Annotated in this window: 17 protein-coding genes, 2 tRNA genes, 3 rRNA genes and 1 pseudogene; 7 read left to right on the top strand and 16 right to left on the bottom strand. The window is 35.5% G+C overall.

What is annotated here, in order from left to right; all coding sequences use genetic code 11:
* Window positions 1-172 precede the first annotated feature (172 nt).
* The 3 genes from gldJ to K5V07_RS14955 all read left to right on the top strand — a co-directional run bounded on the left by gldJ (window position 173) and on the right by K5V07_RS14955 (window position 5,100).
* A complete protein-coding gene (gene gldJ / locus K5V07_RS02750; protein WP_182648542.1) occupies window positions 173-1,852 on the top strand; it encodes a gliding motility lipoprotein GldJ in 1,680 nt (559 codons plus the stop codon).
* Between the two features lie 65 nt (window positions 1,853-1,917).
* A complete protein-coding gene (murF, locus tag K5V07_RS02745) occupies window positions 1,918-3,201 on the top strand; it encodes a UDP-N-acetylmuramoyl-tripeptide--D-alanyl-D-alanine ligase (protein WP_221916297.1) in 1,284 nt (427 codons plus the stop codon).
* A gap of 1,764 nt (window positions 3,202-4,965) precedes the next feature.
* The gene (locus K5V07_RS14955) at window positions 4,966-5,100 is read left to right on the top strand and encodes a hypothetical protein (protein WP_255577511.1); all 135 of its coding nucleotides are present in this window, start codon (window positions 4,966-4,968) and stop codon (window positions 5,098-5,100) included.
* A gap of 572 nt (window positions 5,101-5,672) precedes the next feature.
* On the opposite strand, the gene rrf is transcribed toward K5V07_RS14955, so the two are convergent.
* The 8 genes and pseudogenes from rrf to K5V07_RS02705 form a co-directional block, all read right to left on the bottom strand.
* A 5S ribosomal RNA gene (rrf, locus tag K5V07_RS02740) occupies window positions 5,673-5,782 on the bottom strand.
* A gap of 150 nt (window positions 5,783-5,932) precedes the next feature.
* A 23S ribosomal RNA gene (locus K5V07_RS02735) occupies window positions 5,933-8,819 on the bottom strand.
* A 188-nt stretch (window positions 8,820-9,007) separates the two neighbouring features.
* Window positions 9,008-9,081: transfer RNA gene (locus tag K5V07_RS02730), tRNA-Ala, on the bottom strand.
* A 97-nt stretch (window positions 9,082-9,178) separates the two neighbouring features.
* Window positions 9,179-9,252: transfer RNA gene (locus K5V07_RS02725), tRNA-Ile, on the bottom strand.
* A gap of 131 nt (window positions 9,253-9,383) precedes the next feature.
* A 16S ribosomal RNA gene (locus K5V07_RS02720) occupies window positions 9,384-10,897 on the bottom strand.
* The 16S, 23S and 5S rRNA genes sit together here with 2 tRNA genes alongside, the layout of an rRNA operon.
* 928 nt (window positions 10,898-11,825) lie before the next feature.
* Window positions 11,826-12,038, bottom strand: a pseudogene (locus K5V07_RS02715) (1-acyl-sn-glycerol-3-phosphate acyltransferase); the annotation flags it as partial.
* A 41-nt stretch (window positions 12,039-12,079) separates the two neighbouring features.
* The gene (locus tag K5V07_RS02710) at window positions 12,080-13,306 is read right to left on the bottom strand and encodes an ABC transporter permease (protein WP_221916296.1); all 1,227 of its coding nucleotides are present in this window, start codon (window positions 13,304-13,306) and stop codon (window positions 12,080-12,082) included.
* A gap of 63 nt (window positions 13,307-13,369) precedes the next feature.
* Window positions 13,370-13,864 (bottom strand): YkgJ family cysteine cluster protein, encoded by a 495-nt coding sequence (locus tag K5V07_RS02705; protein WP_221916295.1) that lies wholly within the window; start codon window positions 13,862-13,864, stop codon window positions 13,370-13,372.
* Window positions 13,865-13,937: 73 nt separating this feature from the next.
* Between K5V07_RS02705 and K5V07_RS02700 the strand changes: the two genes are divergently transcribed.
* Window positions 13,938-14,660: a bifunctional 2-polyprenyl-6-hydroxyphenol methylase/3-demethylubiquinol 3-O-methyltransferase UbiG gene (locus K5V07_RS02700; RefSeq protein WP_221918129.1), complete on the top strand. Its 723-nt coding sequence runs from the start codon at window positions 13,938-13,940 to the stop codon at window positions 14,658-14,660.
* A gap of 55 nt (window positions 14,661-14,715) precedes the next feature.
* Here the strand turns inward: K5V07_RS02700 and K5V07_RS02695 are convergent, their stop codons facing one another.
* The 7 genes from K5V07_RS02695 to K5V07_RS02665 all read right to left on the bottom strand — a co-directional run bounded on the left by K5V07_RS02695 (window position 14,716) and on the right by K5V07_RS02665 (window position 21,254).
* Window positions 14,716-15,348, bottom strand: coding sequence for a 7-carboxy-7-deazaguanine synthase QueE (locus tag K5V07_RS02695; RefSeq protein WP_221916294.1), 633 nt, complete (start codon window positions 15,346-15,348; stop codon window positions 14,716-14,718).
* A 168-nt stretch (window positions 15,349-15,516) separates the two neighbouring features.
* A complete protein-coding gene (locus K5V07_RS02690) occupies window positions 15,517-17,217 on the bottom strand; it encodes a hypothetical protein (RefSeq protein WP_370632443.1) in 1,701 nt (566 codons plus the stop codon).
* Window positions 17,207-18,115, bottom strand: coding sequence for a PstS family phosphate ABC transporter substrate-binding protein (locus K5V07_RS02685; protein ID WP_221916293.1), 909 nt, complete (start codon window positions 18,113-18,115; stop codon window positions 17,207-17,209). The genes K5V07_RS02690 and K5V07_RS02685 overlap by 11 nt, the downstream gene beginning before the upstream one ends.
* A 230-nt stretch (window positions 18,116-18,345) precedes the next feature.
* A complete protein-coding gene (locus K5V07_RS02680) occupies window positions 18,346-19,146 on the bottom strand; it encodes an energy transducer TonB (RefSeq protein ID WP_221916292.1) in 801 nt (266 codons plus the stop codon).
* A gap of 37 nt (window positions 19,147-19,183) precedes the next feature.
* A complete protein-coding gene (locus tag K5V07_RS02675; protein WP_221916291.1) occupies window positions 19,184-19,732 on the bottom strand; it encodes a biopolymer transporter ExbD in 549 nt (182 codons plus the stop codon).
* 18 nt (window positions 19,733-19,750) lie between these two features.
* Entirely contained in the window at window positions 19,751-20,350 is a 600-nt protein-coding gene (locus tag K5V07_RS02670) for a biopolymer transporter ExbD (protein ID WP_255577500.1), read from the bottom strand.
* Between the two features lie 85 nt (window positions 20,351-20,435).
* Complete coding sequence (locus K5V07_RS02665; RefSeq protein ID WP_221916288.1) at window positions 20,436-21,254, bottom strand: MotA/TolQ/ExbB proton channel family protein; 819 nt, start codon at window positions 21,252-21,254, stop codon at window positions 20,436-20,438.
* A gap of 372 nt (window positions 21,255-21,626) precedes the next feature.
* Here K5V07_RS02665 and K5V07_RS02660 point away from each other — a divergent pair, with 372 nt between their 5' ends.
* Genes K5V07_RS02660 through K5V07_RS02650 form a run of 3 tightly spaced genes read left to right on the top strand, consistent with a single transcriptional unit; the run spans window position 21,627 to window position 24,828 of the window.
* On the top strand, window positions 21,627-23,147 hold the full coding sequence (locus K5V07_RS02660) for a helicase HerA-like domain-containing protein (protein WP_221916286.1): 1,521 nt from the start codon (window positions 21,627-21,629) through the stop codon (window positions 23,145-23,147).
* Window positions 23,148-23,164: 17 nt separating this feature from the next.
* Complete coding sequence (locus K5V07_RS02655) at window positions 23,165-23,527, top strand: cupin domain-containing protein (RefSeq protein ID WP_221916284.1); 363 nt, start codon at window positions 23,165-23,167, stop codon at window positions 23,525-23,527.
* 44 nt (window positions 23,528-23,571) lie between these two features.
* Window positions 23,572-24,828: an NAD(P)/FAD-dependent oxidoreductase gene (locus K5V07_RS02650; RefSeq protein ID WP_221916283.1), complete on the top strand. Its 1,257-nt coding sequence runs from the start codon at window positions 23,572-23,574 to the stop codon at window positions 24,826-24,828.
* 40 nt (window positions 24,829-24,868) lie between these two features.
* Here K5V07_RS02650 and K5V07_RS02645 read toward each other — a convergent pair whose 3' ends face one another.
* Complete coding sequence (locus tag K5V07_RS02645; protein WP_221916282.1) at window positions 24,869-26,209, bottom strand: NAD(P)/FAD-dependent oxidoreductase; 1,341 nt, start codon at window positions 26,207-26,209, stop codon at window positions 24,869-24,871.
* Window positions 26,210-26,221 lie beyond the last annotated feature (12 nt).

Raw genomic sequence — 26,221 nt, 5'->3', positions numbered from 1 at the left:
ATTTATTGGTAAAAATAAATCAAAACATATCGTTTTAAATAATAATTATTATAAATTTGCGTTGTGATATATAAATTAATGTTAAAACTGAGTTTTACGTTATAATACAATTTTTACGCTGTTTATCATTAGTAAATATATTGCAGCACTAAATTATTACCTACTAAATAATATGAAAGCAAACAGAATTATGGGCCTACAAGTGTTACTCTCAATCATGTTGATTGTGGGTTTCTCTAGTTGTAGTAAAAAATCCAGCTCTAAAAACACATCAAGAGCAACCGGTTGGAACATGGATAGCAAGAAAGGAGCCAGCAAAAAGAAACAAGAAGCTGGACCAGGATTGGTTTTTGTTGAAGGAGGTACTTTTACCATGGGTAAAGTTGAAGATGACGTAATGCACGACTGGAACAACTCACCTACACAACAACACGTTCAGTCATTTTACATGGACGAAACCGAAGTTACAAACTCTATGTATCTTGATTACCTAGAATGGTTAAAAAGTGTATACCCTCCAACTGAAGAGAATTACAAAAACATATACGAAGGTGCTTCCCCTGACACATTAGTATGGAGAAATAGATTAGGTTATAATGAGACTATGACCAATAACTACTTGAGACACCCATCATATGCTGAATATCCAGTAGTAGGTGTAAATTGGATTCAAGCAGTGGAATTTAGCAACTGGAGAACACAACGTGTAAACGAAGCATTGTTAGAGAAAAATGGGTATTTAAAGAAAAATGCCAAGACAAATGACGTAACAGCCGAAAGTAATTTCGACACTGAAACTTATTTGAACTCTCCAACTTCTGCATACGGTGGAGACGAGACTATTGTTCTTAAAGGTAGAAATGCTAAAAAACAAACCAAAGGTGGTAAAAATGGTGCAGCCATTGAACCTAAAAATGTTTATGCACAAAGATCATCTGGAATTTTACTACCAGAATACAGATTACCAACTGAAGCAGAATGGGAATATGCTGCTGCAGCAGATGCAGGTCAAAGAGAGTACAACATCTACAAGGGTCAAAAGAAATATCCATGGTCTGGTGGTTACACCCGTTCAGGAAAAAGACAATCAAAAGGCGATCAACTTGCTAATTTCAAACAAGGTAATGGAGATTACGGCGGAATTGCAGGATGGTCTGATGATGGTGCTGATATAACAAATGAGGTTAAAAAATATCCAGCAAATGATTTTGGTTTATACGATATGGCCGGAAACGTTGCAGAATGGGTACAAGATGTATACAGACCTATAGTAGATAATGAAGCAAATGATTTCAACTACTTTAGAGGTAACTTATATACCAAAAATATGATTGGTGCCGATGGCAAAATAGTTATTGTAACCAAAGACAATATTAAATATGACACCTTAAGTAATGGTAAAATTGTAGCTAGGAATTTACCAGGTCAAATTACACAAGTTCCTGTTGATGAACAAGAAACTTATTTGAGACAAAACTTTGATAAAAGCAACAACATCAACTACAGAGATGGAGATAAGCAGTCAACAAGATATTATGATTTTGGCGACTCAGATGATGACAAAGCAAAATCAGAAAGAACAATGTACAACTCTCCTAAACACAATGTAACTACAGACAGTTTAGGTAAAATGGTTCGTAAATTTGACAAATCTAGCAAAAGAACTACTTTAATAAACGATCAATCAAGAGTATACAAAGGCGGTTCTTGGAGAGACAGAGCTTATTGGTTAGATCCAGCTCAAAGACGTTATTTCCCACAAGATATGGCTACTGATTATATCGGATTTAGATGTGCTATGTCAAGGGTTGGACCAAAAGCAGATAAGAAAAGATCTGTTAGAAATAAATAAACACATTTTATAATATATACAATAATAGCCCTTTTTAGGGCTATTATTTTTTTAAATTATTTCATATGGATATACAGGAAATTCATAGTTTGTTTTTAAAATGCAGTTCCATTTCAATTGACACTCGAAAAATTGAAAAAAACTCCATGTTTGTAGCTTTAAAAGGAGATCGTTTTGATGCTAATACATTCACTAAAGAAGCATTACAGAAAGGCGCTGCATTTGTCATAATTGACAATTCTGACTACTTTATAGATAATAGAACTATACTAGTTCCGGAAAGTTTAAAAGCACTACAACAACTATCACAATACCACAGAACTTTTTTAGGCTTACCCATTATTGCTCTTACAGGAAGTAATGGCAAAACAACTACAAAAGAACTTATATCAAAAGTTCTTGCCATGAAATTTAATGTAAAATCAACAATTGGGAACTTAAATAATCATATTGGAGTACCTCTAACTTTACTTTCATTTACAAGTAAAACCGAAATAGGTATTGTTGAAATGGGTGCAAATCATCAACAAGAAATTGCTTTTCTTTGCGAGATAGCTAAACCAGATTACGGCTATATCACAAATTTTGGGAAAGCCCATCTTGAAGGATTTGGCGGTATCGAAGGTGTTATTAAAGGTAAAAGCGAAATGTATGATTTTTTACGAAAGAACAATAAAGTTATTTTTGTAAATCTTGATGACACTATTCAAGTAAAACAATCTCACGCAATTACAAATTATACATTTGGAATACAAAACCCTCTAGCCAATGTATCAATTGATGCAGTTACGGCAAATCCACTAGTTACAGTTGTATATAAGAATAAGGTTATAAATTCTCAATTAATAGGTTTGTATAACGCTAACAATATAAATGCAGCATTAACAATTGGAACCTTTTTTAAGATAACAGATGCACAAATTAAGGTAGCACTCGAAAATTACATACCTGAGAACAATAGGTCCCAATTGATTACAAAGAATACAAATTCGATTATTTTGGATGCTTATAACGCTAATCCAAGTAGTATGAAGGTAGCAATTGAAAACTTTTTACAGTTAGAAAACCCAAATAAAATTCTAGTATTAGGTGACATGTTTGAACTAGGTGCAGATAGCATGAAGGAACACGAAGGAATTGTTAAAATGCTGTCAAATACTAATAATGTGCATTGTTACTTTGTAGGCAATGCATTTTATGAAACAAAAATAGACAAAACAAATTTTTGGTTTTATGAAACATTTGAAAATTTTTCTAGCGCTTTTTTAAATACAAAATTAAAAAATACTTCCATTTTAATAAAAGGATCTCGAGGAATGGCATTAGAACGAACGTTAGATTTAATATAAATTTAAGCTTTATCTTTAAAAAATAGAAAAGGATATTATTTATATCTTTTTCTATTTTCATAAACTAGATGAATAAATACTAGATTATTTTAAGACTTAAAATAAATTTCATCCTCTATATCATTAATATCATAGTCGCGTTCTAAAGGAGATAATACAGGCATAGAAACAGAAACTTCCTTTAAAAAATATCGTTTTTAATTCACTCTACTAAGCATACTGGGGTGTTAACTGAAGAAAAATTATAAAAAAGGAAAATTACTAATCATCAGTGGAATCCATCTTATGCATATAAAATGTGATTTGACAGCGATTTTTACCATCCAAAACAGAAAACTATATCATTAACACATTAAAGTAATTCGACCATTGTTTCGACTTATATTAGCAATGAGGTAATACCTACAAAACTTACACTTTGTAAAGTCTAATGCTAATACATCAGTTTTTGAAGATGAATATCTACAACCCTTTAATTAAATCTTTACCCGCATAGTAACACAATTAAAATTAGCAATTATTACCCACGCTGCTGCTTGTCTTGGACGATTACCCTTCACACCACAACATAATGTTAGACAATAATCATTGTTTAAACTAAGAAAAACATTTATAATAAAGTATTTTCTTATTTTAAAATAAATCGAAACTAGCTAATGTATTATTTTTTAAAGATAGTATCATTTGCAATAATGTGTTAAATCTTCCAATCCAAATAATTTTAATTAATGTCATATAATTATTAAAAGTATCACAAGAAATACAAATCTTTAGTTTATAGAAATTGATTACAAATCTAGAGCACTAGCTTGAAACAATCTGTTTCGAGTGAACCAGGACAATGTCTCCGATAATTATCCTTTATTAACAAAGAATATTGATACCTTATAAAACAGTAATCCTATAACACATCATATTTACTCTTATGCATTTATTACTCCCATACTAACAAAATTTAAAGATTTTTGAAAACAAAAAACCCCTCATCATTATACTTGATGTTTTCGGCTCAAGTCTAAAAGTTATGGAGGAATTACAATTTATTTCTTTGTAAAAATATTAATTAAAGAAATGGATTCATCAATCAACATACTAATCACGCTATTATTAGCAGAATATCTTGCTCACTATTTTGAATTAACATCAATAGATAAGCAAGATAAAATTTTTACACTTATGTTTAGAAAAATTAAATAAAGTTCTTTTAGAATTTTCGAAAAATAAATTGCAATCGAAAGGTTTGTTGAACCTATGAAAATTCGCGACTTGCCATAAAGAGAATCCAAAGTTTATCTTATCTAAAGAGAAGAAGATTGCTAAACATAACTATTGATAAAGTTGTTATTAGAGATTGGGATTTGGTAGCAAAAGCCACTCGATTAAAATAAAAAGTTTAACTCTTTTTTAAAAGAAATTAATAGATTCAAAGCCTACTGATTGCAATACTATTTATTCTTTTTATAGTTTTAGTTATGAAAACTTACAATATCAACACAAAGCTTTCTTAATTGATTTTGAATATGGAATGTAAAACCAAACACTAAAGAATAGATACTTTTTCCTGAAAACATTGCAAACCAATTATCAATAAACAAAACCTGCTTATCTAATGGCGAACTCAATACTACTTTAACTAACAAAACAGCAAAAGTTAAAAAGGAATAATAGTAGCAATAATTGCTAAAACTAAAGCAGATATCGTTGTATCTATTACTAAAAAAAAATAATCAAGCAGCGCAAAAAAATCACTGATAAACCCTAGACATGTCAGCAAATATGAGCTTCATTACCAAGAAATGTTTCTCAAACGCAACTTGCGACATAGATACGATTAAAGTGCAAAAACTAGTACTAGAAGCATTACAAGAAATAGAAAATGAAGCTATAGAAAAAAGCTAAAAAGGTAATAGAAAATTAATCAAAAGTGTTAACCAATGTTGACACTCTTAAGCAGTTGTTAACTAGAAGTTGTTAATTTCTAAATAAAAAAAAATGGTCTAAAAACAAAATAGAACAATCTTCTATATTATTTGAATAATATCCCGATATTGAAAAGCTTACAAATTAGCGCAAGATTTAAGAAACATCTTTAAACAAAAAAAATTAAAAATTATTGGTCTTTCAAGGCTAGCCAAATGAAATGAGATAGTAAATCAAGCTGGCTTTAAGTCTTTCAATACTATCTCAAGATCTATCATGAATCATTACCAAACCATATTGAACTATTTTTATAATCGAAGTACTAACGCATCTGCTGCATCATTAATACCAAGATTAAAGCGTTTAGAAGCAAATTTAGAGGGATTAGAATTATAGAATTCTTCCTATTTAGACTAACAAATTTGTTTGCATAAATTAATCAGGTATATAGGTTTTTGATTTCATCCATTATTATTTGATACATTAACCTAATGAAATTCCAAAACTATAAAACAAAAAAAAAGCCTATCTTTCCAGATAGGCTTTTCAAAGAAAGGCGACGACATACTCTCCCACATAACTGCAGTACCATCTGCGCAGGCGGGCTTAACTACTCTGTTCGGGATGGGAAGAGGTGAGCCCCGCCGCAATAACCACCTTAAGAAGTTATAATTGCTTTGGGCAATTTTTGTAATGTTGTTTACATTGTATAATAAACATCAATTACATAATATCTTAACATACTGAGATAAAGAATATAAAAAGTGTATTAGAAAGTTTCTCCCCGAGCCTTGCGACTCGGGAAAAGGGTGTACATAAGCTTACGGGTTATTAGTACTACTCGACTATGACATTACTGCCTTTACATCTATAGCCTATCAACGTGGTCATCTCCCACGACCCTTAAAAGAAATCTCATCTTGTGGTGGGTTTCGCGCTTATATGCTTTCAGCGCTTATCCCTTCCAAACGTAGCTACTCTGCGGTGCCACTGGCGTGACAACAGATACACTAGAGGTTTGTCCAATTCGGTCCTCTCGTACTAGAATCAGATCCACTCAAATTTCTTGCGCCCACAGTAGATAGAGACCGAACTGTCTCACGACGTTCTGAACCCAGCTCGCGTGCCACTTTAATGGGCGAACAGCCCAACCCTTGGGACCTTCTCCAGCCCCAGGATGTGACGAGCCGACATCGAGGTGCCAAACCCCCCCGTCGATATGAGCTCTTGGGGGAGATCAGCCTGTTATCCCCGGCGTACCTTTTATCCTTTGAGCGATGGCCCTTCCATGCGGAACCACCGGATCACTATGCTCTACTTTCGTACCTGATCGACCTGTATGTCTCTCAGTCAAGCTCCCTTATGCCATTGCACTCTACGCACGGTTACCAAGCGTACTGAGGGAACCTTTAGAAGCCTCCGTTACTCTTTTGGAGGCGACCACCCCAGTCAAACTACCCACCAAGCAATGTCCCCCGCTTGTGCGGGGTTAGGCCTCAGATAAACAAAGGGTTGTATTTCAACAATGACTCCACAACGCCTAGCGACGCCACTTCACAGTCTCCAACCTATCCTACACATCATTTATCCAAGGTCAATACTAAGCTATAGTAAAGGTGCACAGGGTCTTTTCGTCCCACTGCGGGTAAGCGGCATCTTCACCGCTACTACAATTTCACCGAGCTCATGGCTGAGACAGTGTCCAGATCGTTACACCATTCGTGCAGGTCGGAACTTACCCGACAAGGAATTTCGCTACCTTAGGACCGTTATAGTTACGGCCGCCGTTTACTGGGGCTTCAATTCAATGCTTCTCCGAAGATAACATCTCCTCTTAACCTTCCAGCACCGGGCAGGTGTCAGGCCCTATACTTCATCTTACGATTTTGCAGAGCCCTGTGTTTTTGATAAACAGTCGCCTGGACCTCTTCACTGCGGCCAGCATTGCTGCTGGCGACCCTTCTCCCGAAGTTACGGGTCTATTTTGCCTAATTCCTTAGCCATGAATCTCTCGAGCACCTTAGGATTCTCTCCTCGACTACCTGTGTCGGTTTGCGGTACGGGTACTTATTACCTGAAGTTTAGAGGTTTTTCTTGGAAGCCCTTAGGCGCACTATCTCTTCTACCGAAGTATCCGAGTACTATCGTATTTCCCCAAAACCCGTGGATTTGCCTGCGGGTCTTATAGGTAGGTACTTCAACGAACTATTCCGTCAGTTCGCGGCGCTTTCATCACTCCGTCACCCCATCACAGTAATAACTAGTACGGGAATATTAACCCGTTGTCCATCGACTGTCCCTTTCGGGTTCGCCTTAGGTCCCGACTAACCCACAGCTGATTAGCATAGCTGTGGAAACCTTAGTCTTTCGGTGTGCGGGTTTCTCGCCCGCATTATCGTTACTTATGCCTACATTTTCTTTTCTAACCAGTCCAGCATGCCTTACGACACACCTTCAACCCTGTTAGAATGCTCCCCTACCACTCCATAATTTAATATGAAATCCATAGCTTCGGTAATACGCTTATGCCCGATTATTATCCATGCTCGTCCGCTCGACTAGTGAGCTGTTACGCACTCTTTAAATGAATGGCTGCTTCCAAGCCAACATCCTAGCTGTCTGGGCAGACAAACCTCGTTCTTTCAACTTAGCGTATATTTGGGGACCTTAGCTGATGGTCTGGGTTCTTTCCCTCTCGGACTTGGACCTTAGCACCCAAGCCCTCACTGCACGGAAACATTATATAGCATTCGGAGTTTGTCAGGAATTGGTAGGCGGTGAAGCCCCCGCATCCAATCAGTAGCTCTACCTCTATATAACTTTACGCCGTGCGCTGCACCTAAATGCATTTCGGGGAGTACGAGCTATTTCCGAGTTTGATTGGCCTTTCACCCCTACCCACAGGTCATCCGAAGACTTTTCAACGTCAACCGGTTCGGACCTCCACACTGTGTTACCAGCGCTTCATCCTGCCCATGGGTAGATCACACGGTTTCGCGTCTAACACTACTGACTAAAGCGCCCTATTCAGACTCGCTTTCGCTACGGATCCGTGGCTTAACCACTTATCCTTGCCAGCAACGTTAACTCGTAGGCTCATTATGCAAAAGGCACGCCGTCACCCCACGAAAGGGCTCCGACCGCTTGTAAGCGTATGGTTTCAGGATCTATTTCACTCCGTTATTCACGGTTCTTTTCACCTTTCCCTCACGGTACTGGTTCACTATCGGTCTCTCAGGAGTATTTAGCCTTAGCGGATGGTCCCGCCAAATTCAGACAGGGTTTCACGTGCCCCGCCCTACTCAGGATACCACTATTCATTATACTCGTTACCCATACGGGACTATCACCCTCTATGGTGTCACTTTCCAGTAACTTCCGGTTCCTTGTACATAAAATGTCGTGGTCCTACAACCCCAACATTGCCGTAACAACATTGGTTTGGGCTAATCCGCGTTCGCTCGCCACTACTTACGGAATCACTTTTGTTTTCTTCTCCTCCGCCTACTTAGATGTTTCAGTTCAGCGGGTTTGCCCACCTATCGGTGTACTATCTCTTCAAGATAGTGGGTTGCCCCATTCAGGTATTTACGGATCAACGCATGTGTGCTGCTCCCCGTAACTTTTCGCAGCTTATCACGCCTTTCATCGCCTCTGAGAGCCAAGGCATCCCCCATACGCCCTTATTTTGCTTATTGTACCAATCTTAAATTTAATTAAGACCGTTTTTTTTGTCTTTTACTATAAATAGTAAAAAACGCTTTCTACTTTTTATTATTTCTTATCTCAATATGTCAATGAACTTTATTTAGCTCGAAAGTTATAAAGTCTAAGGTCATAAAGTCTTACTTTTGACTTTTAGACTTTAGTCTTTCGACTAAATTTGTGGAGAATAACGGAGTCGAACCGTTGACCTCCTGCGTGCAAGGCAGGCGCTCTAGCCAGCTGAGCTAATCCCCCTTTTTAATTAAAAATTAAAAATTACGAATTAAAAATTATGAACTTCTTGATCCTTAATCTCTCAACTTCTAAAATTTCCTTCTCTAAGAGTAAATAGTTGTCTCGGACAGACTCGAACTGTCGACCCCTACATTATCAGTGTAGTACTCTAACCAGCTGAGCTACGAGACACTCTTATTCTTAAATTTTTATTCTTTTTTTTTAAATTAACAGCAAGAGTAATAAAATGTTGGTATCTGTTTCCAACTTGAACTTTCGTCTTCTTTCCCTAGCGTGTATTACTACTAACACTAAGGCTCTAGAAAGGAGGTGTTCCAGCCGCACCTTCCGGTACGGCTACCTTGTTACGACTTAGCCCTAGTTACCAGTTTTACCCTAGGCAGCTCCTTGCGGTCACCGACTTCAGGCACCCCCAGCTTCCATGGCTTGACGGGCGGTGTGTACAAGGCCCGGGAACGTATTCACCGGATCATGGCTGATATCCGATTACTAGCGATTCCAGCTTCACGGAGTCGAGTTGCAGACTCCGATCCGAACTGTGACCGGTTTTATAGATTCGCTCCTGGTCGCCCAGTGGCTGCTCTCTGTACCGGCCATTGTAGCACGTGTGTAGCCCAAGGCGTAAGGGCCGTGATGATTTGACGTCATCCCCACCTTCCTCACAGTTTGCACTGGCAGTCTTGTTAGAGTTCCCGACTTGACTCGCTGGCAACTAACAACAGGGGTTGCGCTCGTTATAGGACTTAACCTGACACCTCACGGCACGAGCTGACGACAACCATGCAGCACCTTGTAAATTGTCTTGCGAAAAGTCTGTTTCCAAACCGGTCAATCTACATTTAAGCCTTGGTAAGGTTCCTCGCGTATCATCGAATTAAACCACATGCTCCACCGCTTGTGCGGGCCCCCGTCAATTCCTTTGAGTTTCATTCTTGCGAACGTACTCCCCAGGTGGGATACTTATCACTTTCGCTTAGCCACTGAGATTGCTCCCAACAGCTAGTATCCATCGTTTACGGCGTGGACTACCAGGGTATCTAATCCTGTTCGCTACCCACGCTTTCGTCCATCAGCGTCAATCCATTAGTAGTAACCTGCCTTCGCAATTGGTATTCCATGTAATCTCTAAGCATTTCACCGCTACACTACATATTCTAGTTACTTCCTAATAATTCAAGTCAGACAGTATCAATGGCCGTTCCACCGTTGAGCGATGGGCTTTCACCACTGACTTATCTGACCGCCTACGGACCCTTTAAACCCAATGATTCCGGATAACGCTTGGATCCTCCGTATTACCGCGGCTGCTGGCACGGAGTTAGCCGATCCTTATTCTTACAGTACCGTCAAGTCTCTACACGTAGAGGTGTTTCTTCCTGTACAAAAGCAGTTTACAATCCATAGGACCGTCATCCTGCACGCGGCATGGCTGGATCAGGCTTGCGCCCATTGTCCAATATTCCTCACTGCTGCCTCCCGTAGGAGTCTGGTCCGTGTCTCAGTACCAGTGTGGGGGATCTCCCTCTCAGGACCCCTACCCATCGTTGCCTTGGTAAGCCGTTACCTTACCAACTAGCTAATGGGACGCATGCTCATCTTTCACCGTTGTGACTTTAATAGTGGTTTCATGCGAAACTGCTATACTATGAGGTATTAATCCAAATTTCTCTGGGCTATCCCTCTGTGAAAGGTAGATTGCATACGCGTTACGCACCCGTGCGCCGGTCTCTAGGTCCGAAAACCTATACCCCTCGACTTGCATGTGTTAAGCCTGCCGCTAGCGTTCATCCTGAGCCAGGATCAAACTCTTCATCGTATATTGTTTGCTTGATAAATCAAGCTATTATTATTCGACTAAATTCTAGTGGTTTTTTCAAATCTTCCGATTCTATTACTCTTATTCTTTTGTTCTGTTCTTGCGAACAAAACGGCTGTCAATTCAATATGTCTAGGAACGTGTCTTACTATTTTTTCGCCTTTCGTTTGTTTCTCAAAACGGGTGCAAAAGTAGTTATTCTTTTTTTAACTGGCAAGAAAAATTTGAAGTTTTTTTGAGATAATTTTTATCTCGTTCGCTTCTCTTTCTCTTATCAATCTCTCAAAGAACTTCCGTTGTTTTGCGGGGTGCAAAGATAACTTTCGTTTTTAAATCTCACAAGCTTTTTTTAAAGTTTTTTCTAAAGAGTAAATCTCTATTAACTTTGTTTTTCTTGTCAGTATTTTAAAGAACGTCTGCGTCATTGCGGGTGCAAAACTACAACCTTTATTCGCTTTTACAAGCTTTTTATTCGCCTTTTTTTAATCTTTTCTTAACTTTTAAACTAAAGCACTGATTAAACGACTCTTAAAGCATAAACTTTTTTTCAGTTAATTACAATTAGTATAGTTTTACAGTGAAATCATAGCATTGATGGGGATTTGATAGTTTTATTACTATATATAATATGTTCTGGTTATATCTATTCAATAATAGAATCCTTAACTATTATATATAGGTCGTATCGTTACTACAATAACAACATCATAAACCTTTATATATATAGGTAGTGATTATCTTCTCTAACAAAAACGTCTTCTACACTCATAAACCGCGTTAGGGATAGCAGCGAAAAGCCCACAGTGACGACCCAAAGGAAGGAACGAGGACTTGCAGCGAAGAGCCCGACCTTATATAAAACAATAAGAGTAGCAGGATCAACTGCTACTCTTGTTGTTTTAGATAAGGGAACGCCCAGCAAAAAAATTTAATATTCCCACCTACGGGTTTTGTTTAGCTCCTCTTCTTCTTGAATGATCTCAGCAGGTATTACTTTTAAGAACGATGCATGTTGCTCAATTGCATATTCTACTTTTTCTACAATTTCATCGATGGTGTCATTTTCATAATCGATATCAAGTGGATCTTTGATTAAAAACAACTGAAGAAAGCATTTCTTTTCCACACGCAATCCTTTTTTCAAAACTTCACACCTGATATGATTAAAAATAAATACTTAGATCAATCATAGCGAATTGCACGTACTGGAGAAATCTTTGTAATTATATAGGAAGGTATCACAAGGACTACCAAGCAGACTATGACAGTAAGAAAATTTAAAGCCATTATATAGGTCCAGTTAATATAAACCGGCGCTTGATTTACATAATAGTTTTCGGGCGGTAGCTGGATAACTCCAAATTGCTGCTGGACCAAAAGTAATGAGACACCAATAAGATTACCCCAAAACAACCCTTTTACTATAAGATATGAAGCGTTATACAAAAATATTTTTCTAACTGACCAGTTATTTGCTCCAAGCGCTTTAAGAATACCTATCATTTGCGTTCGCTCCAAAATTAAAACTAAAAGAGCAACAACCATGTTTATTGTCGCAACAAGAATCATGACAATAAGTATGACAATGATATTAAAATCAAACAATTTTAACCATTCAAATATATAACTGTATTTCTCGGTAATGGTTTTTGAATCGAGTGTGGAACCTGTTTGTTCGTAAACCTGTTCCCCTATTGCTTCAATAGCATCAAAATCATCCACAAAAACTTCAAATGAACCAACTTGATTTGGTTTCCATTTATTGATTCTTTGCATGTGCCTTATGTCTCCCAAAATATAAGTGGCATCAAATTCCTGAAATCCTGAATTAAATATTCCAACAATATTAAAGTTCCGTACGTTATACCCATTGTCCTTCATGAAAAAGGTATTAAAAGAATCCCCTACTTTTAAATTTAAACGGTTGGCTATAAACTGAGAGATCACAACTTCTTCATTTAAGCTTTGGGTTGTGTTTGGTATTCTTCCTTGAACCAAGTACTCTTTTATATTATCCCACTTATAATCTTTTCCTACTCCTTTGAAAATAATCCCCTCAAAAGCACTCTCGGTCCTAATGATTCCAGCTTTGCTTACTACAGCTTGAATGTGTGTAACAGCGGGAACTGCTGAGAAATTTGGATAAAAATCTTGTTTATTGGTAATAGACACCAAAGTCATATCTGATTGATTGCTATCATAATTAGAAATCACGATATGACCATTGAAAGCGGCTACTTTCTCACGGATTTTTTGTTGCAATCCAATACCTGTAGCCACAGAAACAATCATCATGATCATACCAATTGCAATTGCCGAAATAGCAATTTTTATGATAGGCGATGATATGCTACTTTTATAATCCTTAGATGAAACGAGGCGCTTAGCGATGAAATATTCTAAATTCAAAGTAAAATGGACTTTTATGGGTTGAGAAACTAGTTTGGAATAAAATTATTATCTTAAAGTATACTATAAAGGTAATTTTTTCTTCATCTCTTCTACAATATTGAAAGCAGCTGGACAAATAGTTACATTCAATAAAGTAAGATCGGTGATTTGCTGAAATTTTTTTCGATCAGTATGCGGAAACTCTCTGCAGGCTTTTGGACGAACATCATAAATCATACAAGCATTATCATTATCTAAAAATGTACATGGAACGCTTTGCAAAACATAATCTTTATCCTCATCTATTCGCAGATATTGATCAATGAACTGTTGTGGTTTTTGTCGTAAATATTTTGAAACTCGTTCAATATCGGCATCTGTAAATAATGGCCCAGTGGTTTTACAGCAATTAGCACATTTTAAACAGTCCGTTTTTTTAAATTCAGCGTTGTGCAGGTCTTGCATTAAATAATCTAAATTCTTTGGAATCTTCTTTTTTAACTTATCAAAATACTTTTTGTTTTCGATATGCTTATCTTTGGCTTCTTTAGGAAGATTGATTAATATGTTTTTCAAGTTGCAGATTTATAATTTGAATTACAAAAGTAACAAACTTGACATCTGAAAATGATAAAGATTTAAAAAAATGATGAAAGACCTTTTTGGCAGAGCCATTCTTGATTATGTTACAAATAATTCACCTGAAGATTTAATTACGGAAACTTCAATATCCGAAGAAGATGAAATGAATATTGCTTACTTGTTTCGTTCTTATAATGAGATGCCTCTTATTGAACAAAAAGCAATGCAATTATCCAAAGGTTTGATACTAGATGTGGGCTGCGGTGCCGGAAGTCATAGTTTGTATTTACAAAACGAATGTAAACTAAATGTACAATCAATTGATATTTCAAATAACGCCATTGAGGCATGCAAGTTAAGAGGTTTATTTAATGCAAGTGTTCAAAATATATTAGAGTTGAACATCAATGAAAATGAAACACAATACGACACCATTTTATTATTAATGAATGGTACAGGGATTTTTGGTACAATAAAAGAGATTCCCAACTATTTACATAAACTAAAAAGTTTGCTAAAAAGTAATGGTCAAATTTTAATAGATTCTTCGGATATCATTTATATGTTTGATAACGATGAAGACGGAGGGAAATGGATTCCTAGCAACGGCTATTATGGCGAAATTACATTTAAGATAAAATATAAAAACGAGATAGAAAACCCATTCCCTTGGCTCTATCTAGATTACAACACGCTACAAAATGCAGCTCATGCTAATGGGCTACATTGTGAATTCATTCAAGAAGGGGAACATTTTGATTATCTAGCTAAACTCACACATTTACCTTAAAACAAAAAAGTTTCTATTCAAAATGAAAAAAAACTGCATTATCAAATGCTGATTCTTATGGGATATTCAAATATTTGTGTGTTTGCAAAGAAACGCGCCATTTTGGATTTTGCATCACATAATCTACGATTAATGGAGTCATTTCTTCTTTTTTACTCCATTCTGGTTGAAGAAATAAAATAGCATTAGCCGACACTTTTTCTGCTTGCTCTTCGGCAAAAATAAAATCATGCTTGTTATAAATTATCACTTTTAACTCATGAGCAGCCTCATAGACTGTTGAAGTAGGTAGTTTATTCTTCTTTGGCGATAAGCAAATCCAATCCCAAGAACCTGTTAAAGGATACGCACCAGAAGTTTCAATATGAACTTTTCTATTATTGTCTCTCAATTTTTGCGTCAATAAAGTCATGTCCCACATTAAAGGTTCACCACCTGTAACTACAACAGTTTCGGCATACTTACTAGCATTACTAACAATTAAATCAACTGAGGTAGGTGGGTGCAACTCTGCATTCCAACTTTCTTTGACATCACACCAATGACAACCTACATCACAACCACCTATACGTATAAAGTAGGCAGCTGTTCCTGTATGATAGCCCTCTCCTTGAATGGTGTAAAATTCTTCCATCAACGGGAGCATTGCCCCTTTATTAACCTCTAACTGTATTTCTTTTGATAACATTCTAATTTTTTAAAGTGCAAAGATAGGGAATTTGAAAAGAGAAGTTTTAAAAACAATTACCTAATATAAATTGTAGTTCCTGAAACCTAAACATTGTTAATTCACAAACATATAGACATAAAAAAACCGGCAGCGCATACTACCGGTTTATAACTTAATTTGAAAAAATTATTTTAAAATTTTCAAAGACTCAGATGCGTAACTATTTGCAGCATCAAGAGCTAATGTTTTGTTGAAATATTCAATAGCTTTAGTTTTATCACTGTTTGCAAAACTAGCAGCCATATTGTTGTAAGCTTCTATGAATTTAGTCTTAACAGCTGGCTTAGCAAGTTCAGCATCACCAAGAGCAGTTGTTTTAGCTACATAGTCTTCGTAGTTTTTAACCATGACATCATCTTTTTCAAGCAATCTGTTTGTTCTAGCTCTGTAAAGGTAAGCCTCCAAATAAGTTGGTGAAGCAGCTAAAACTCTTTCAAATGCAGCATCAGCTTTTTGTAATGCAGCAGCATCAGCTTTACCTTCTTTTGCTTTGTTGATGTTTGCATAATAAATAGCTAAACCATAATACACGTTGTCATCAAGATAAGTAGTAGACTCTTTAGTATTTGCTCCAAACTCAAAGATACCAGAAGCTTCATTATACAATTTTTGAGAGAACATTTTTTTACCTACTTCACTTAAACTTTGAACAGCAAGCGGTTCCATTTCAACACCTTTTTTAATATCGGCTAAACCTTGAGTATATCCTGCTGGATCAACTGAAAGCCCGTCAGCACTAGTTGCTTTTTTAATTCTACTTAAACCTAAATTCAAATAATCTAAAGCAATAATTTTATTACCTGGTGTTCCAATAAAATCCTCTAAAGCTTTAATTGCAACATCTAAATTACCATTCTTATAAGCCGCATAACCTAAATAACGGTAAATTCTTGGATTCACTTTGTCCAATTCACTCATTTTATTTGCTTCCACTTCAAGTGCAGCATAATCCTCAATTAAGATTAAGAAATCCGCACGACGCATTCTTGAGTTAAGTGAATAATCTGTCAATGACATATACTTATCATAGTGACCTAATGCAATTTTATAATTTGCAGCAGCTTGTGATGGCTTATTACGTGCAATTTTATAATACGTTTCAGCTAATTCTCTGTAAACTGGACCGTAATTTGGGTTTAAAGCAATTACTTCATCATACGCTTTTAAAGCCTCGTCATATGACTTCGCACCTTTTAACAAAACACCTAACTGCATTTTTGCTTTTAATAGTGTATTATCTAACTGAAAAGCACTTCTGTAAGCAACATAAGCCTCATTTTGTTTTCCATCACCATAATAAGCATCTCCAAGAGCTAATTGCAATTGTGCATCCTGATTATTTTTAATAGCAGGATTAGTCAAAGTTGTAATAGCTGTTTTATAATCTGGTTTTTCAGCATTCATATATGCTCTTGCCACATAAATAAACTCTTGAATATCCTTCTTTTTCATGTCCTTTAATGCAAGAGCAAACTTTGCTTGCGCTGCAGTTAAATCATTTTTATCCAAATCCATTTGGCCAAGACCAATATTATTAAGTCTTCCATCTTCTGACGCTGTTAATCCTTTGTCAAAAAATATTTTTGCAGAATCTTGAATATTTTGTTCTAAATATACATTACCAAGAGTAAAAAACGCAGAACCATTAGTTGGTTTTGCTTTAATGATTGACTTCAAGATAGACTTAGCACTTTCGAATTGCTCTGCATCGATAGCTTTTTTTGCTTGATTAATATCTTGAGCTTGTGTAGTAAAAGCTGTTGCTAAAATAGCCACGCTCAATGTTGAGAATTTATTCATCTTAATTGTAGTTAATTTATTTTTCATCTTTTTGACTATTAGTTATTGTAAATTTCCTTGTGGGAATACGTACAGGTAACAAACCTGATTTTAATACTATTCTTTGTCCAATATCTCCACCAACGAAGGATGCAAATCCCATACCTAAACCAGAGAATCCCTGACAATTTATTATATACAAATCACGTGCCAAAGGATACTTCTTCTCTGCAATATCATTTTGAGAAGGGTAAAAATACCCATTCCCTTTTAATCCTTTTACACTAAGGATACGCACTTTTTCAATAAAATCAACCATGGCAGGCTTAGGCTGACTGAGCCAGTTAACACCGACAACACCTATTAAGCCATCATTTGAAGCAACATGTTTTATTACTTCATCGTTTGTTTTAAATGAAAAAACTCCATTTTCAGGAATTGATTTAATTCCTGCTAAATCGCTTAAATACCTAACCGTACTTGAATTTAAATTATCAAATACCAAACCCTTAATTTTAGTCCCTGTTTTACCTTGCATAAAATGCAATACATCTTGTAACGCTACAAGAGAATCTTTATTACTTGCATTTGAAATAAAAGCAATTGCATCAGTAGCAAAGGGAGTAATTTTAGGATTGATTTTCCTTTGTTTAAATATCTTAATTTCTTCAGGAGTAAGATTCCTTGAAAGAATTGCAATAGTAGAAGTTTTCTTGAAAAGTGTATTCAAAGTTTCAGCTTCAGATTTTGAAACCAAATTAATCTTTGCATCATACTCACTTTCAAAAACAGCAACTTGGTCTTCAACAATAGGAGTTAATGTTTCATCCACATAAATTGTAGCATTACCCTTTAAAATAGTCTCTTCTTTATTTGACTTATTACAAGAATAAAACACAGCTACAAGAACGGCTAGAGACAAGAATAAGATAGATAATTTTTTCATAGACTAATTGTTGCTGTTTATAATTCTAAAAAATCTAAAGGATGCATACGCTATCAATATAACTCCAAATGCAACCCTATAGATCCTATCCATATCTAACGGAAAGTTATTCATGAATATTATAAACAATCCCAAAATTAGATAAAGTAGAAAAAACAAAATTCCTAAAACAAGAAGAAATCGCTCTCTAAGCGATTTCTTCTTAATATTGTTTACTATGTTATTCAACATTATTCTGCAGATTGAATAGTAATAGGTAAAGAATATAAAACCCTTACTGGCTTACCATTTTGAACACCTGGAGACCATCTTGGTGATTTTTTCAATACACGAATTGCTTCTTTTCCAGTTCCATAACCAATATCTCTAATAACTTTGATATCAGTCAAAGATCCGTCTTTCTCTACAACGAATGAAACGAAAACTTTACCTTTTAAACCTTCTTCTTCTGGTGTTACGTAATTTGTACCAACAAATTTGTAAAACTTATCCATCCCACCAGGAAAGTCAGGTTTAACTTCGATACCTGCAGTACTATATACTGTATTATCTGGAGCTTCCTCAACTACTGCAGCAGTTCCTGTACCTACAGGCTCTACACTAAGAACAGCATCAGGATCTCCTTTAATAGTTTCAGCACCCAGTTTTTTGTCTTTAATTTCTTCCGTTTTTGGTGGCTCCTCTGTTACATCCTCTGTTCTTGCAACAACTGGCTTAACGAACTTTACTTGATCCACTTTTGGTGGAGGTGGTGGAGGCGGTGGAAGGTTTTTCTTTACTTCTTCTTTTTTAGGAGGCAACTTGATACTAACAATTTTAGTATCTAAAGTATCATCACCATCAGAAGAATCAGGTAGTAAACCTAAAATAAGTGGCATACTAACCGCAAAAGCAAATACTATAGCTCCTATTATCAGTGCTTTAGTGGCAGTACTGTTATTCGTTTTTCTAAGTTCGTAAGCACCGTATGCTTTGTTACGACCTTCAAAAACAATATCTAGCCATTGGTTTGTGAATATATCTAATTTCATTTTTCTTAATTATTAGGTTATTGAGTAATTGAAAATATTAATTACTTTCTAACAATTTTAATTCTTCTGGAGAGAAATCATTAACAATAGCATTTGTAGGAACACCTACTATTGCCATTTCATCAAGTATGTCTACTAGATTACGGTAGTTTGATTTTACTCCTGGTTTAATAATAACGATTAAACCCTTGTCTTTATCTCCTGTATATTCAACTACTGATTTTTTTCTTTTTAATAATTCAGCACGAATACCTTCTTTACCATAAGCTATATCCTTAGGACCAGCAATAGGTGTATCCAACAAACCCATGTAATACACTATTTTGTTATTGTCACCCAAAAGCACTGTTAAAGTACGTTTTTCATCAACTTTAATATCTTTATTTTTAGTTGGGTCTTCATCTTTATCTGGTAAACCCAGAGGCATCGATTGTGGTTTTGACAAAGTAGTAGTCAACATAAAGAACGTAATCAACAAGAAAGCTAAATCCACCATTGCAGTTAAATCTACTTTTGAGTTGGATTTTTTACTTCTTACCTTACCACCTTTTTTGCCATCACCGTCGCCAGTATTTAATTCAGCCATTTTAGTGTATTTTTTTAATTATTTCTCAGTTGCTCTCAAACCAGTAACCAAATTGAAGTTATTGATTTTTTGTTCTTGTAAAATATCCATTACTTTTTTAATAGCAGGATATTCTTCTTTTGAATCACCTTTTATAGCTATTTGCAATTCTTTGTCATTCACTTTAATATTTGCAATTCTAGAATTGTAAATCCATTCTTTCAATTGATTATCAAGAGAATCTTTAGGCACACCTGGCTGAACACCTGGTTTGTTTCTATCCGCAGTTTTCATTGCAATAAGCTGTTTCAGGTTAGCGATTGGAACTCCAATACCTTCCATCAAAGCAAATGTTTCTGTTTCACTTTCAGTAAATTCAACACCATATTTTTGACCCATTAATTGCAAAGCTTCTTTACGAACTTCTCTACCTTTTAAATCATAAAATACTTTTCCTTTACCTATGGTAACGGTTGCTAAATTATCTTCTGGCAATTTAGACTGAACTGTTGATGCAGGGGTATCAACTGGCAATGCTTCAGGGATTTTTGCAGTTGCAGTCATTACGAAAAATGACAACAATAAAAAAGCCACATCACACATAGCAGTCATGTCCGTAGACCCTGCTTTTTTCTTCATTTTTATAGCCATTAATATATTTTTTAATATTTACAAGAAAGCAGCAGCAAAAATTGAGCTACTTTCTTGCAAAATAAATTATTAATTATTTTTGAGCACTTCTGAAGTGTCTGTATGTGTTCACAATTGTATTACCAGCCTCATCAATAGAATAAGTCAAAGTATCAATTTTAGAAGTAAAGAAGTTGTAAGCAATAATTGCTAAAGCAGAAGTAGAGATACCTGTAGCCGTGTTGATCAAGGCCTCAGAGATACCATTTGCAAGAGCAGCTTGATCAGGAGTACCTGCAGCAGATAATGCACTAAATGCTTTAATCATCCCCGTTACAGTTCCTAACAATCCTGCAAGAGTTCCTAAAGATACCATTGTAGAAAGTACAGTCATGTGCTTCTCTAACATTGGCATTTCTAATGAAGTAACTTCTTCAATTTCTTTGTGGATTGTTTCAGCAGCAGCTTCACTATCAAAACCTTCTCTTTTAACCTCTTGGTATTTCAATAAAGCAGATTTGATTGGGTTAGCAACAGAACCTTTTTGTTTGTCACAAGCAGCAATAGCTCCTTCAATATTTCCAGCTTTAATATCTTTTTGTAAGTTAGTCATGAACTGATCAAGATTTCCTTTACCAGCTGCTTTTGAAATTACAGCATAACGCTCAAATGAGAATACAACAACCATTAAAAGTAACCCTAACAAAACTGGTACAATTGGACCTCCTTTGTATACCATTGCCAACATATTTCCTGGAAGTGGGTGACCTGTATTAACTCCGCCTTCAAAATTAGCGCCGTTACCCATTATGAAATTCCAAATTAACCATCCAACAAAGATACATGCTACAATAATGATTCCTGAAATCATTCCTCCTCCGTTCGCCGCTTTTTCTTTTTTAACGTTTGCCATTTTTTTTAATTTTAATAGTTTTAAATAAATTTATCTTAGTTATATTAAACTTGTAGTTAGGCAAATTTATATTTTTAGTTCAAATAAAAAAACTTTTTTTTATTTAATTGTAATTAAATTTATTTCAATAACACATTCTAAAGCCCAATATCTTCATTTCAATCCATATTCACATATAATTGAATGTTTTCACGAAAAATAATTTAATTTTTTAAGAAAATTTATTATAATATTTCAAAAACAAGACATGCAGTAAAAAAAATATATTTTACCTTTTTTATAACAAAAAAGCTTTAACACTGCAGGAAATACTTAAATTGTTGGTTTTATAAAAAAATAATAACTTGCATACGATTTAAATTCAAACCTATTATGAGCAAAAAAGATGATTTCACCACGTATATAACACAAGGCTTTCAATCAAAAGGCGAAAGTATAACCCTAGGCGGTGCTATTTTAGATGGAGAAGCTGTACCAAATACTTATGTAAAAATACCGTTAAAAACACTTAACCGCCACGGATTAATCGCTGGCGCTACAGGTACTGGAAAAACAAAAACAATTCAAGTACTCTCTGAACAGCTTTCCTCTTTTGGTATTCCCGTATTAATGATGGATATAAAAGGTGATTTTAGTGGAATTGCTAGAGAAGGAGAAGAAAAAGATTTTATAACTGACCGCCATGCCAAAATCAACATTCCTTACAATACAGAAAGTTTTCCAGTTGAACTATTAACCTTGTCTGAGCAAAACGGAGTGCGATTGCGAGCCACTGTTTCAGAATTTGGACCAGTACTTTTTTCTAGGATTCTCAATTTAAATGATACGCAAGCTGGAGTTGTAGCTGTAATTTTTAAATATTGTGATGACAATAAAATGCCATTACTCGATTTAAAAGACATCAAAAAGGTTATCAACTACATTACAGAAGAAGGTAAAGAAGAGATTGAAGAATTATATGGAAAGATATCAACTGCTACAACGGGGACTATCCTGCGAAAAATAATTGAACTTGAACAACAAGGAGCCGATTTGTTTTTTGGCGAAATGTCATTTGACATCAATGATTTGATGCGCATAGATGAAAAAGGCAAAGGATACGTGAATATCTTGCGCCTAACAGATATTCAAGACAAACCGAAATTGTTTTCGACTTTTATGTTGAGTTTATTAGCAGAGATTTACCAACAGATGCCTGAACAAGGAGATGCTGAACAACCTGAACTAGTCATTTTCATAGACGAAGCGCATTTGATATTCAACGAAGCTAGCAAAACATTATTAGAACAAATTGAAACTATTGTAAAACTAGTTCGATCAAAAGGTATTGGGATTTATTTTATAACTCAAAACCCAATGGACATCCCTAGTGGTGTTCTTGCTCAATTAGGTTTAAAAATACAACATGCACTAAGGGCTTTTACAGCCAATGACCGAAAATCCATCAAACAAACTGCCGATAATTATCCTACCTCTGAATATTATACCACTGAAGATGTCCTTACAAGTCTAGGTATTGGAGAAGCACTTGTTACAGCATTAAATGAAAAGGGTATCCCTACTCCTCTTGCTGCAACCATGATGAGAGCACCTATGAGTCGAATGGATATTTTAACCGAAGGTGAAATTGACGCTATTAATAATTCTTCGAAACTTGTCTCAAAATACGGCGCTGTTGTAGACAGAGAAAGCGCCTATGAAATGCTGCAAAAAAAGATTACCGAGGTCAATGAAAGCGTAGCTGAAAATACTGAGGAAGAAAAAATTGAAAAAGAGAAAAATGAAGGGCCAAGCACTGCTAGCGTTGTGGGTAAATCTGTTTTAAAAGTACTTACGAGTGCAACTTTTATCCGAGGAGTATTTGGAGTTTTAACTAAGATATTTAAAAAGTAATGCTATAAAATCAAAATATGAAAAAATATTTAGTTCAAAATAACCCTTTTGTAGTCCCAACCACTGACGGAAAATTGATTGAAGAACACCATGGCTTAATTGCAACTCAAAACAACGACATCTCAATTGCACACATGGTTGCTCCCCCAAAGTGGAGTGAGCCTTTTCAAACTCCCCAATTTGAGGAGTATACCTATATTATTAGTGGTAAAAAACAATTCATAATAGAAGGCGAAGTTGTTATTCTTGAAGCGGGTCAATCAATAAAAATTGAAAAAAATACACGAGTGCAATATTCCAATCCCTTTGACGAGCCTTGTGAATATATCGCTATTTGCAAACCTGCATTTTCGATAGAAAAAGTTAACAGAGAAGCGTAAGCAAAAGATAAATGGTATCTTTATACGTATAAAAGAAAACAAACATGGAACATCAGAAAAAAATTGTAATCATTGGAGCTGGTTTCGCTGGTTTAAGATTAGCGCAAGACTTAGAAAACACTGCTTACGACGTTTTATTGATTGATAAAAACAATTACCATCAATTTCAACCTTTGATGTATCAAGTAGCCACTGCTAGACTGGAGCCTGCAAGTATTTCTTTTCCGTTGAGAAAAGTATTTCAACATTCAAAAAATGTTCGTATCCGAATTGCTGATGTTATTAGTGTGGATACTCAAAATAGAACTCTCCAAACCTCCATTGCTGATTTTGATTATGATTACTTAGTGGTTGCTTTTGGTTGTACCACAAATTATTTTGGCAATACTGAAATTGAGAAACATGCATTCCCAATGAAATCAGTACCTGAAGCTATACAATTGAGAAACCAAATTTTGCAAACCTTTGAGGACGCCTTGATTGCACCTGCTGAAGAATTACAATCTTTAATGAATTTTATTGTAGTAGGTGGTGGACCGACTGGCGTTGAGCTAGCTGGAGCTCTTGCTGAGATGAAAAAAAACATACTCCCAAAGGATTATCCTGATAAAGATTTTTCAAAACTTACCATTTATTTACTGGAGGGTTCACCCAATGTTTTGAATCCAATGAGTGTTGACTCCCAAAAAATGTCTAAGAAATATCTTGAGGATTTAGGAGTAATTGTAATGACCAATACCCTTGTAAGTCATTATGACGGGGAAACGGTAAGCTTACAAAATGGAGAAATCATCCGTTCAAAAAATGTAATATGGGCTGCAGGTATTACTGGAAATACTCTAGAAGGAATACCAACAAGTGCATTAACAAGAGGTAATCGTTTTCTAGTGGACCGTTTTAATGGTATCACTGGATTAAATTCTGTTTATGCCCTAGGGGATATTGCGTTTATGACTACACCTAAATATCCCAACGGCCACCCACAAGTAGCAAGTGTAGCGATAGAACAAGCTAAAATTCTCGCTAAAAATTTTAAATTAGACTTAAAGAATACGTCAAGAATTGAATATGAATACCACGACAAAGGCTCCATGGCTACCGTAGGTAAAAGAAAAGCAGTTGTAGATTTACCAAAATTTAGTTTTCAAGGACGATTGGCCTGGTTCACTTGGATGTTTATTCACCTCATGCTAATATTGAGTGTAAAGAATAAACTCTCTATTTTTGTAAACTGGATGTTTAGTTACTTTAATAATGACAGTACGTTGCGTGTGTTACTAAAACCCGCCACAAAAAAATAACTACAAAAACAACAAAGGACTATAAAAAGAGTCCTTTGTTTTATTGTAAAAGTTCCAGTATTTTATCTTCTACTTTTTTGGAATCCCAAATTGCTGTGATATTATCCATCTTTAACACTTCTTCCATAATTTTATTTTGGTATTCACCAAGAGCCAGCGCTTCGGCATAAGGCGTAAGACTAAAAGTAACCAAACTATAAAGCGGCGTCCATTTTTCAGGATGTTTGTCTGAGAACCATTTTTCAATTTTCTTTTGTAATAAAAAATTCTCATCGGCAGTTTTTGAGCTCATTTCCATGAAGTTTCTTTCTGCTAATTCTGCAATTGCATCCGCATTTGGTTTGCGAAGTTGCTCATATTCTAAGAAAATTGCTCGCCAGTTGTCCCCATGTTTATCAATACAGTCTTGTAAAATCGTAATGTCTTCAAAACCTGCATTCATCCCTTGTCCATAAAAAGGTACAATTGCATGAGCAGCATCACCTATTAAAGCAACTTTGTCATCATAGGTCCAAGGATAGCATTTCATTTTAACTAAATAACTGGTTGGGTTTTTAAAAAAATCTTCCACCAGATTTGGGATTACAGCTTTTGTATCAGGGAAGAATTTAGCAAAAAAATCAACCAAGTCTTTCTCCGTTTTTAGCTTTTCAAATGAATTATCTCCCTCAAAAGGCATAAAAAGAGTACATGTAAAACTACCATCAAGATTAGATAAACCCATTAACATAAAATCTCCTCTTGGCCAAATGTGTAATGAGTTGGCATCTATTTTATGTGAACCATCAGGATTTGCAGGAATATGTAATTCCTTGTATCCTATTTTCATGAACTCTTGAGAATAATTGAACATCGATTGACGTTGCATTTTGTGTCTAATGCGTGAAAAAGCACCATCAGCTCCAAAAACTTTATCAAATTTAATTTCTGTCCATTCACCACGCTCCGTTTCACCTATGTGTAAAGTAGCATCATTTAAGGTGACGTCCCATATTTTTTGATTAAAAAAGAATTCCACCCCTTCCTTTTCGGCAAGATCTATCATTTTACGGTTTAAAATCCCTCTTGAAAGTGAAAAAATGGCCTCTCCCTCCTTACCATAATTTTGAGTTACATAACTTCCGTCTTGTAAATGTATTCCTCGTTTGTCTACAGGAATACCGATAGCACGTATTTCATCATCAAGACCTATATCCTCTAATGTTTTCCATCCTCTATTAGACATTACTAAGTTGATAGATCGACCAGAAAATTGAATATTGCGTATATCCGGACTTCTATCATAAACATGAACAGTATGCCCTAATTTTTTTAAATATATTGCCAATAGAGTCCCTACTAAACCTGAACCAACTACAGCAATTTTTTGAGGTGTTTGCATTATTTTTGATGA

This window comes from Flavobacterium sp. CHNK8 (genome assembly GCF_019774515.1).
GTDB lineage: Bacteria > Bacteroidota > Bacteroidia > Flavobacteriales > Flavobacteriaceae > Flavobacterium > Flavobacterium tiangeerense.
The sequence above is the reverse complement of the archived record's forward strand: the minus strand, read 5'-3'. Positions and strand labels throughout refer to the sequence as shown.

Coding starts and splice junctions, on each gene's coding strand:
- K5V07_RS02670 (WP_255577500.1), bottom strand. CDS start 20,350: ATGAAGAAAAAAGCAGGGTCTACGGACATGACTGCTATGTGTGATGTG.
- K5V07_RS02685 (WP_221916293.1), bottom strand. CDS start 18,115: ATGAAAAAATTATCTATCTTATTCTTGTCTCTAGCCGTTCTTGTAGCT.
- K5V07_RS02680 (WP_221916292.1), bottom strand. CDS start 19,146: ATGAAATTAGATATATTCACAAACCAATGGCTAGATATTGTTTTTGAA.
- K5V07_RS02650 (WP_221916283.1), top strand. CDS start 23,572: ATGGAACATCAGAAAAAAATTGTAATCATTGGAGCTGGTTTCGCTGGT.
- K5V07_RS02690 (WP_370632443.1), bottom strand. CDS start 17,217: ATGAAAAATAAATTAACTACAATTAAGATGAATAAATTCTCAACATTG.
- gldJ (WP_182648542.1), top strand. CDS start 173: ATGAAAGCAAACAGAATTATGGGCCTACAAGTGTTACTCTCAATCATG.
- K5V07_RS14955 (WP_255577511.1), top strand. CDS start 4,966: ATGTCAGCAAATATGAGCTTCATTACCAAGAAATGTTTCTCAAACGCA.
- K5V07_RS02665 (WP_221916288.1), bottom strand. CDS start 21,254: ATGGCAAACGTTAAAAAAGAAAAAGCGGCGAACGGAGGAGGAATGATT.
- K5V07_RS02700 (WP_221918129.1), top strand. CDS start 13,938: ATGAAAGACCTTTTTGGCAGAGCCATTCTTGATTATGTTACAAATAAT.
- K5V07_RS02675 (WP_221916291.1), bottom strand. CDS start 19,732: ATGGCTGAATTAAATACTGGCGACGGTGATGGCAAAAAAGGTGGTAAG.
- K5V07_RS02695 (WP_221916294.1), bottom strand. CDS start 15,348: ATGTTATCAAAAGAAATACAGTTAGAGGTTAATAAAGGGGCAATGCTC.
- murF (WP_221916297.1), top strand. CDS start 1,918: ATGGATATACAGGAAATTCATAGTTTGTTTTTAAAATGCAGTTCCATT.
- K5V07_RS02660 (WP_221916286.1), top strand. CDS start 21,627: ATGAGCAAAAAAGATGATTTCACCACGTATATAACACAAGGCTTTCAA.
- K5V07_RS02655 (WP_221916284.1), top strand. CDS start 23,165: ATGAAAAAATATTTAGTTCAAAATAACCCTTTTGTAGTCCCAACCACT.
- K5V07_RS02645 (WP_221916282.1), bottom strand. CDS start 26,209: ATGCAAACACCTCAAAAAATTGCTGTAGTTGGTTCAGGTTTAGTAGGG.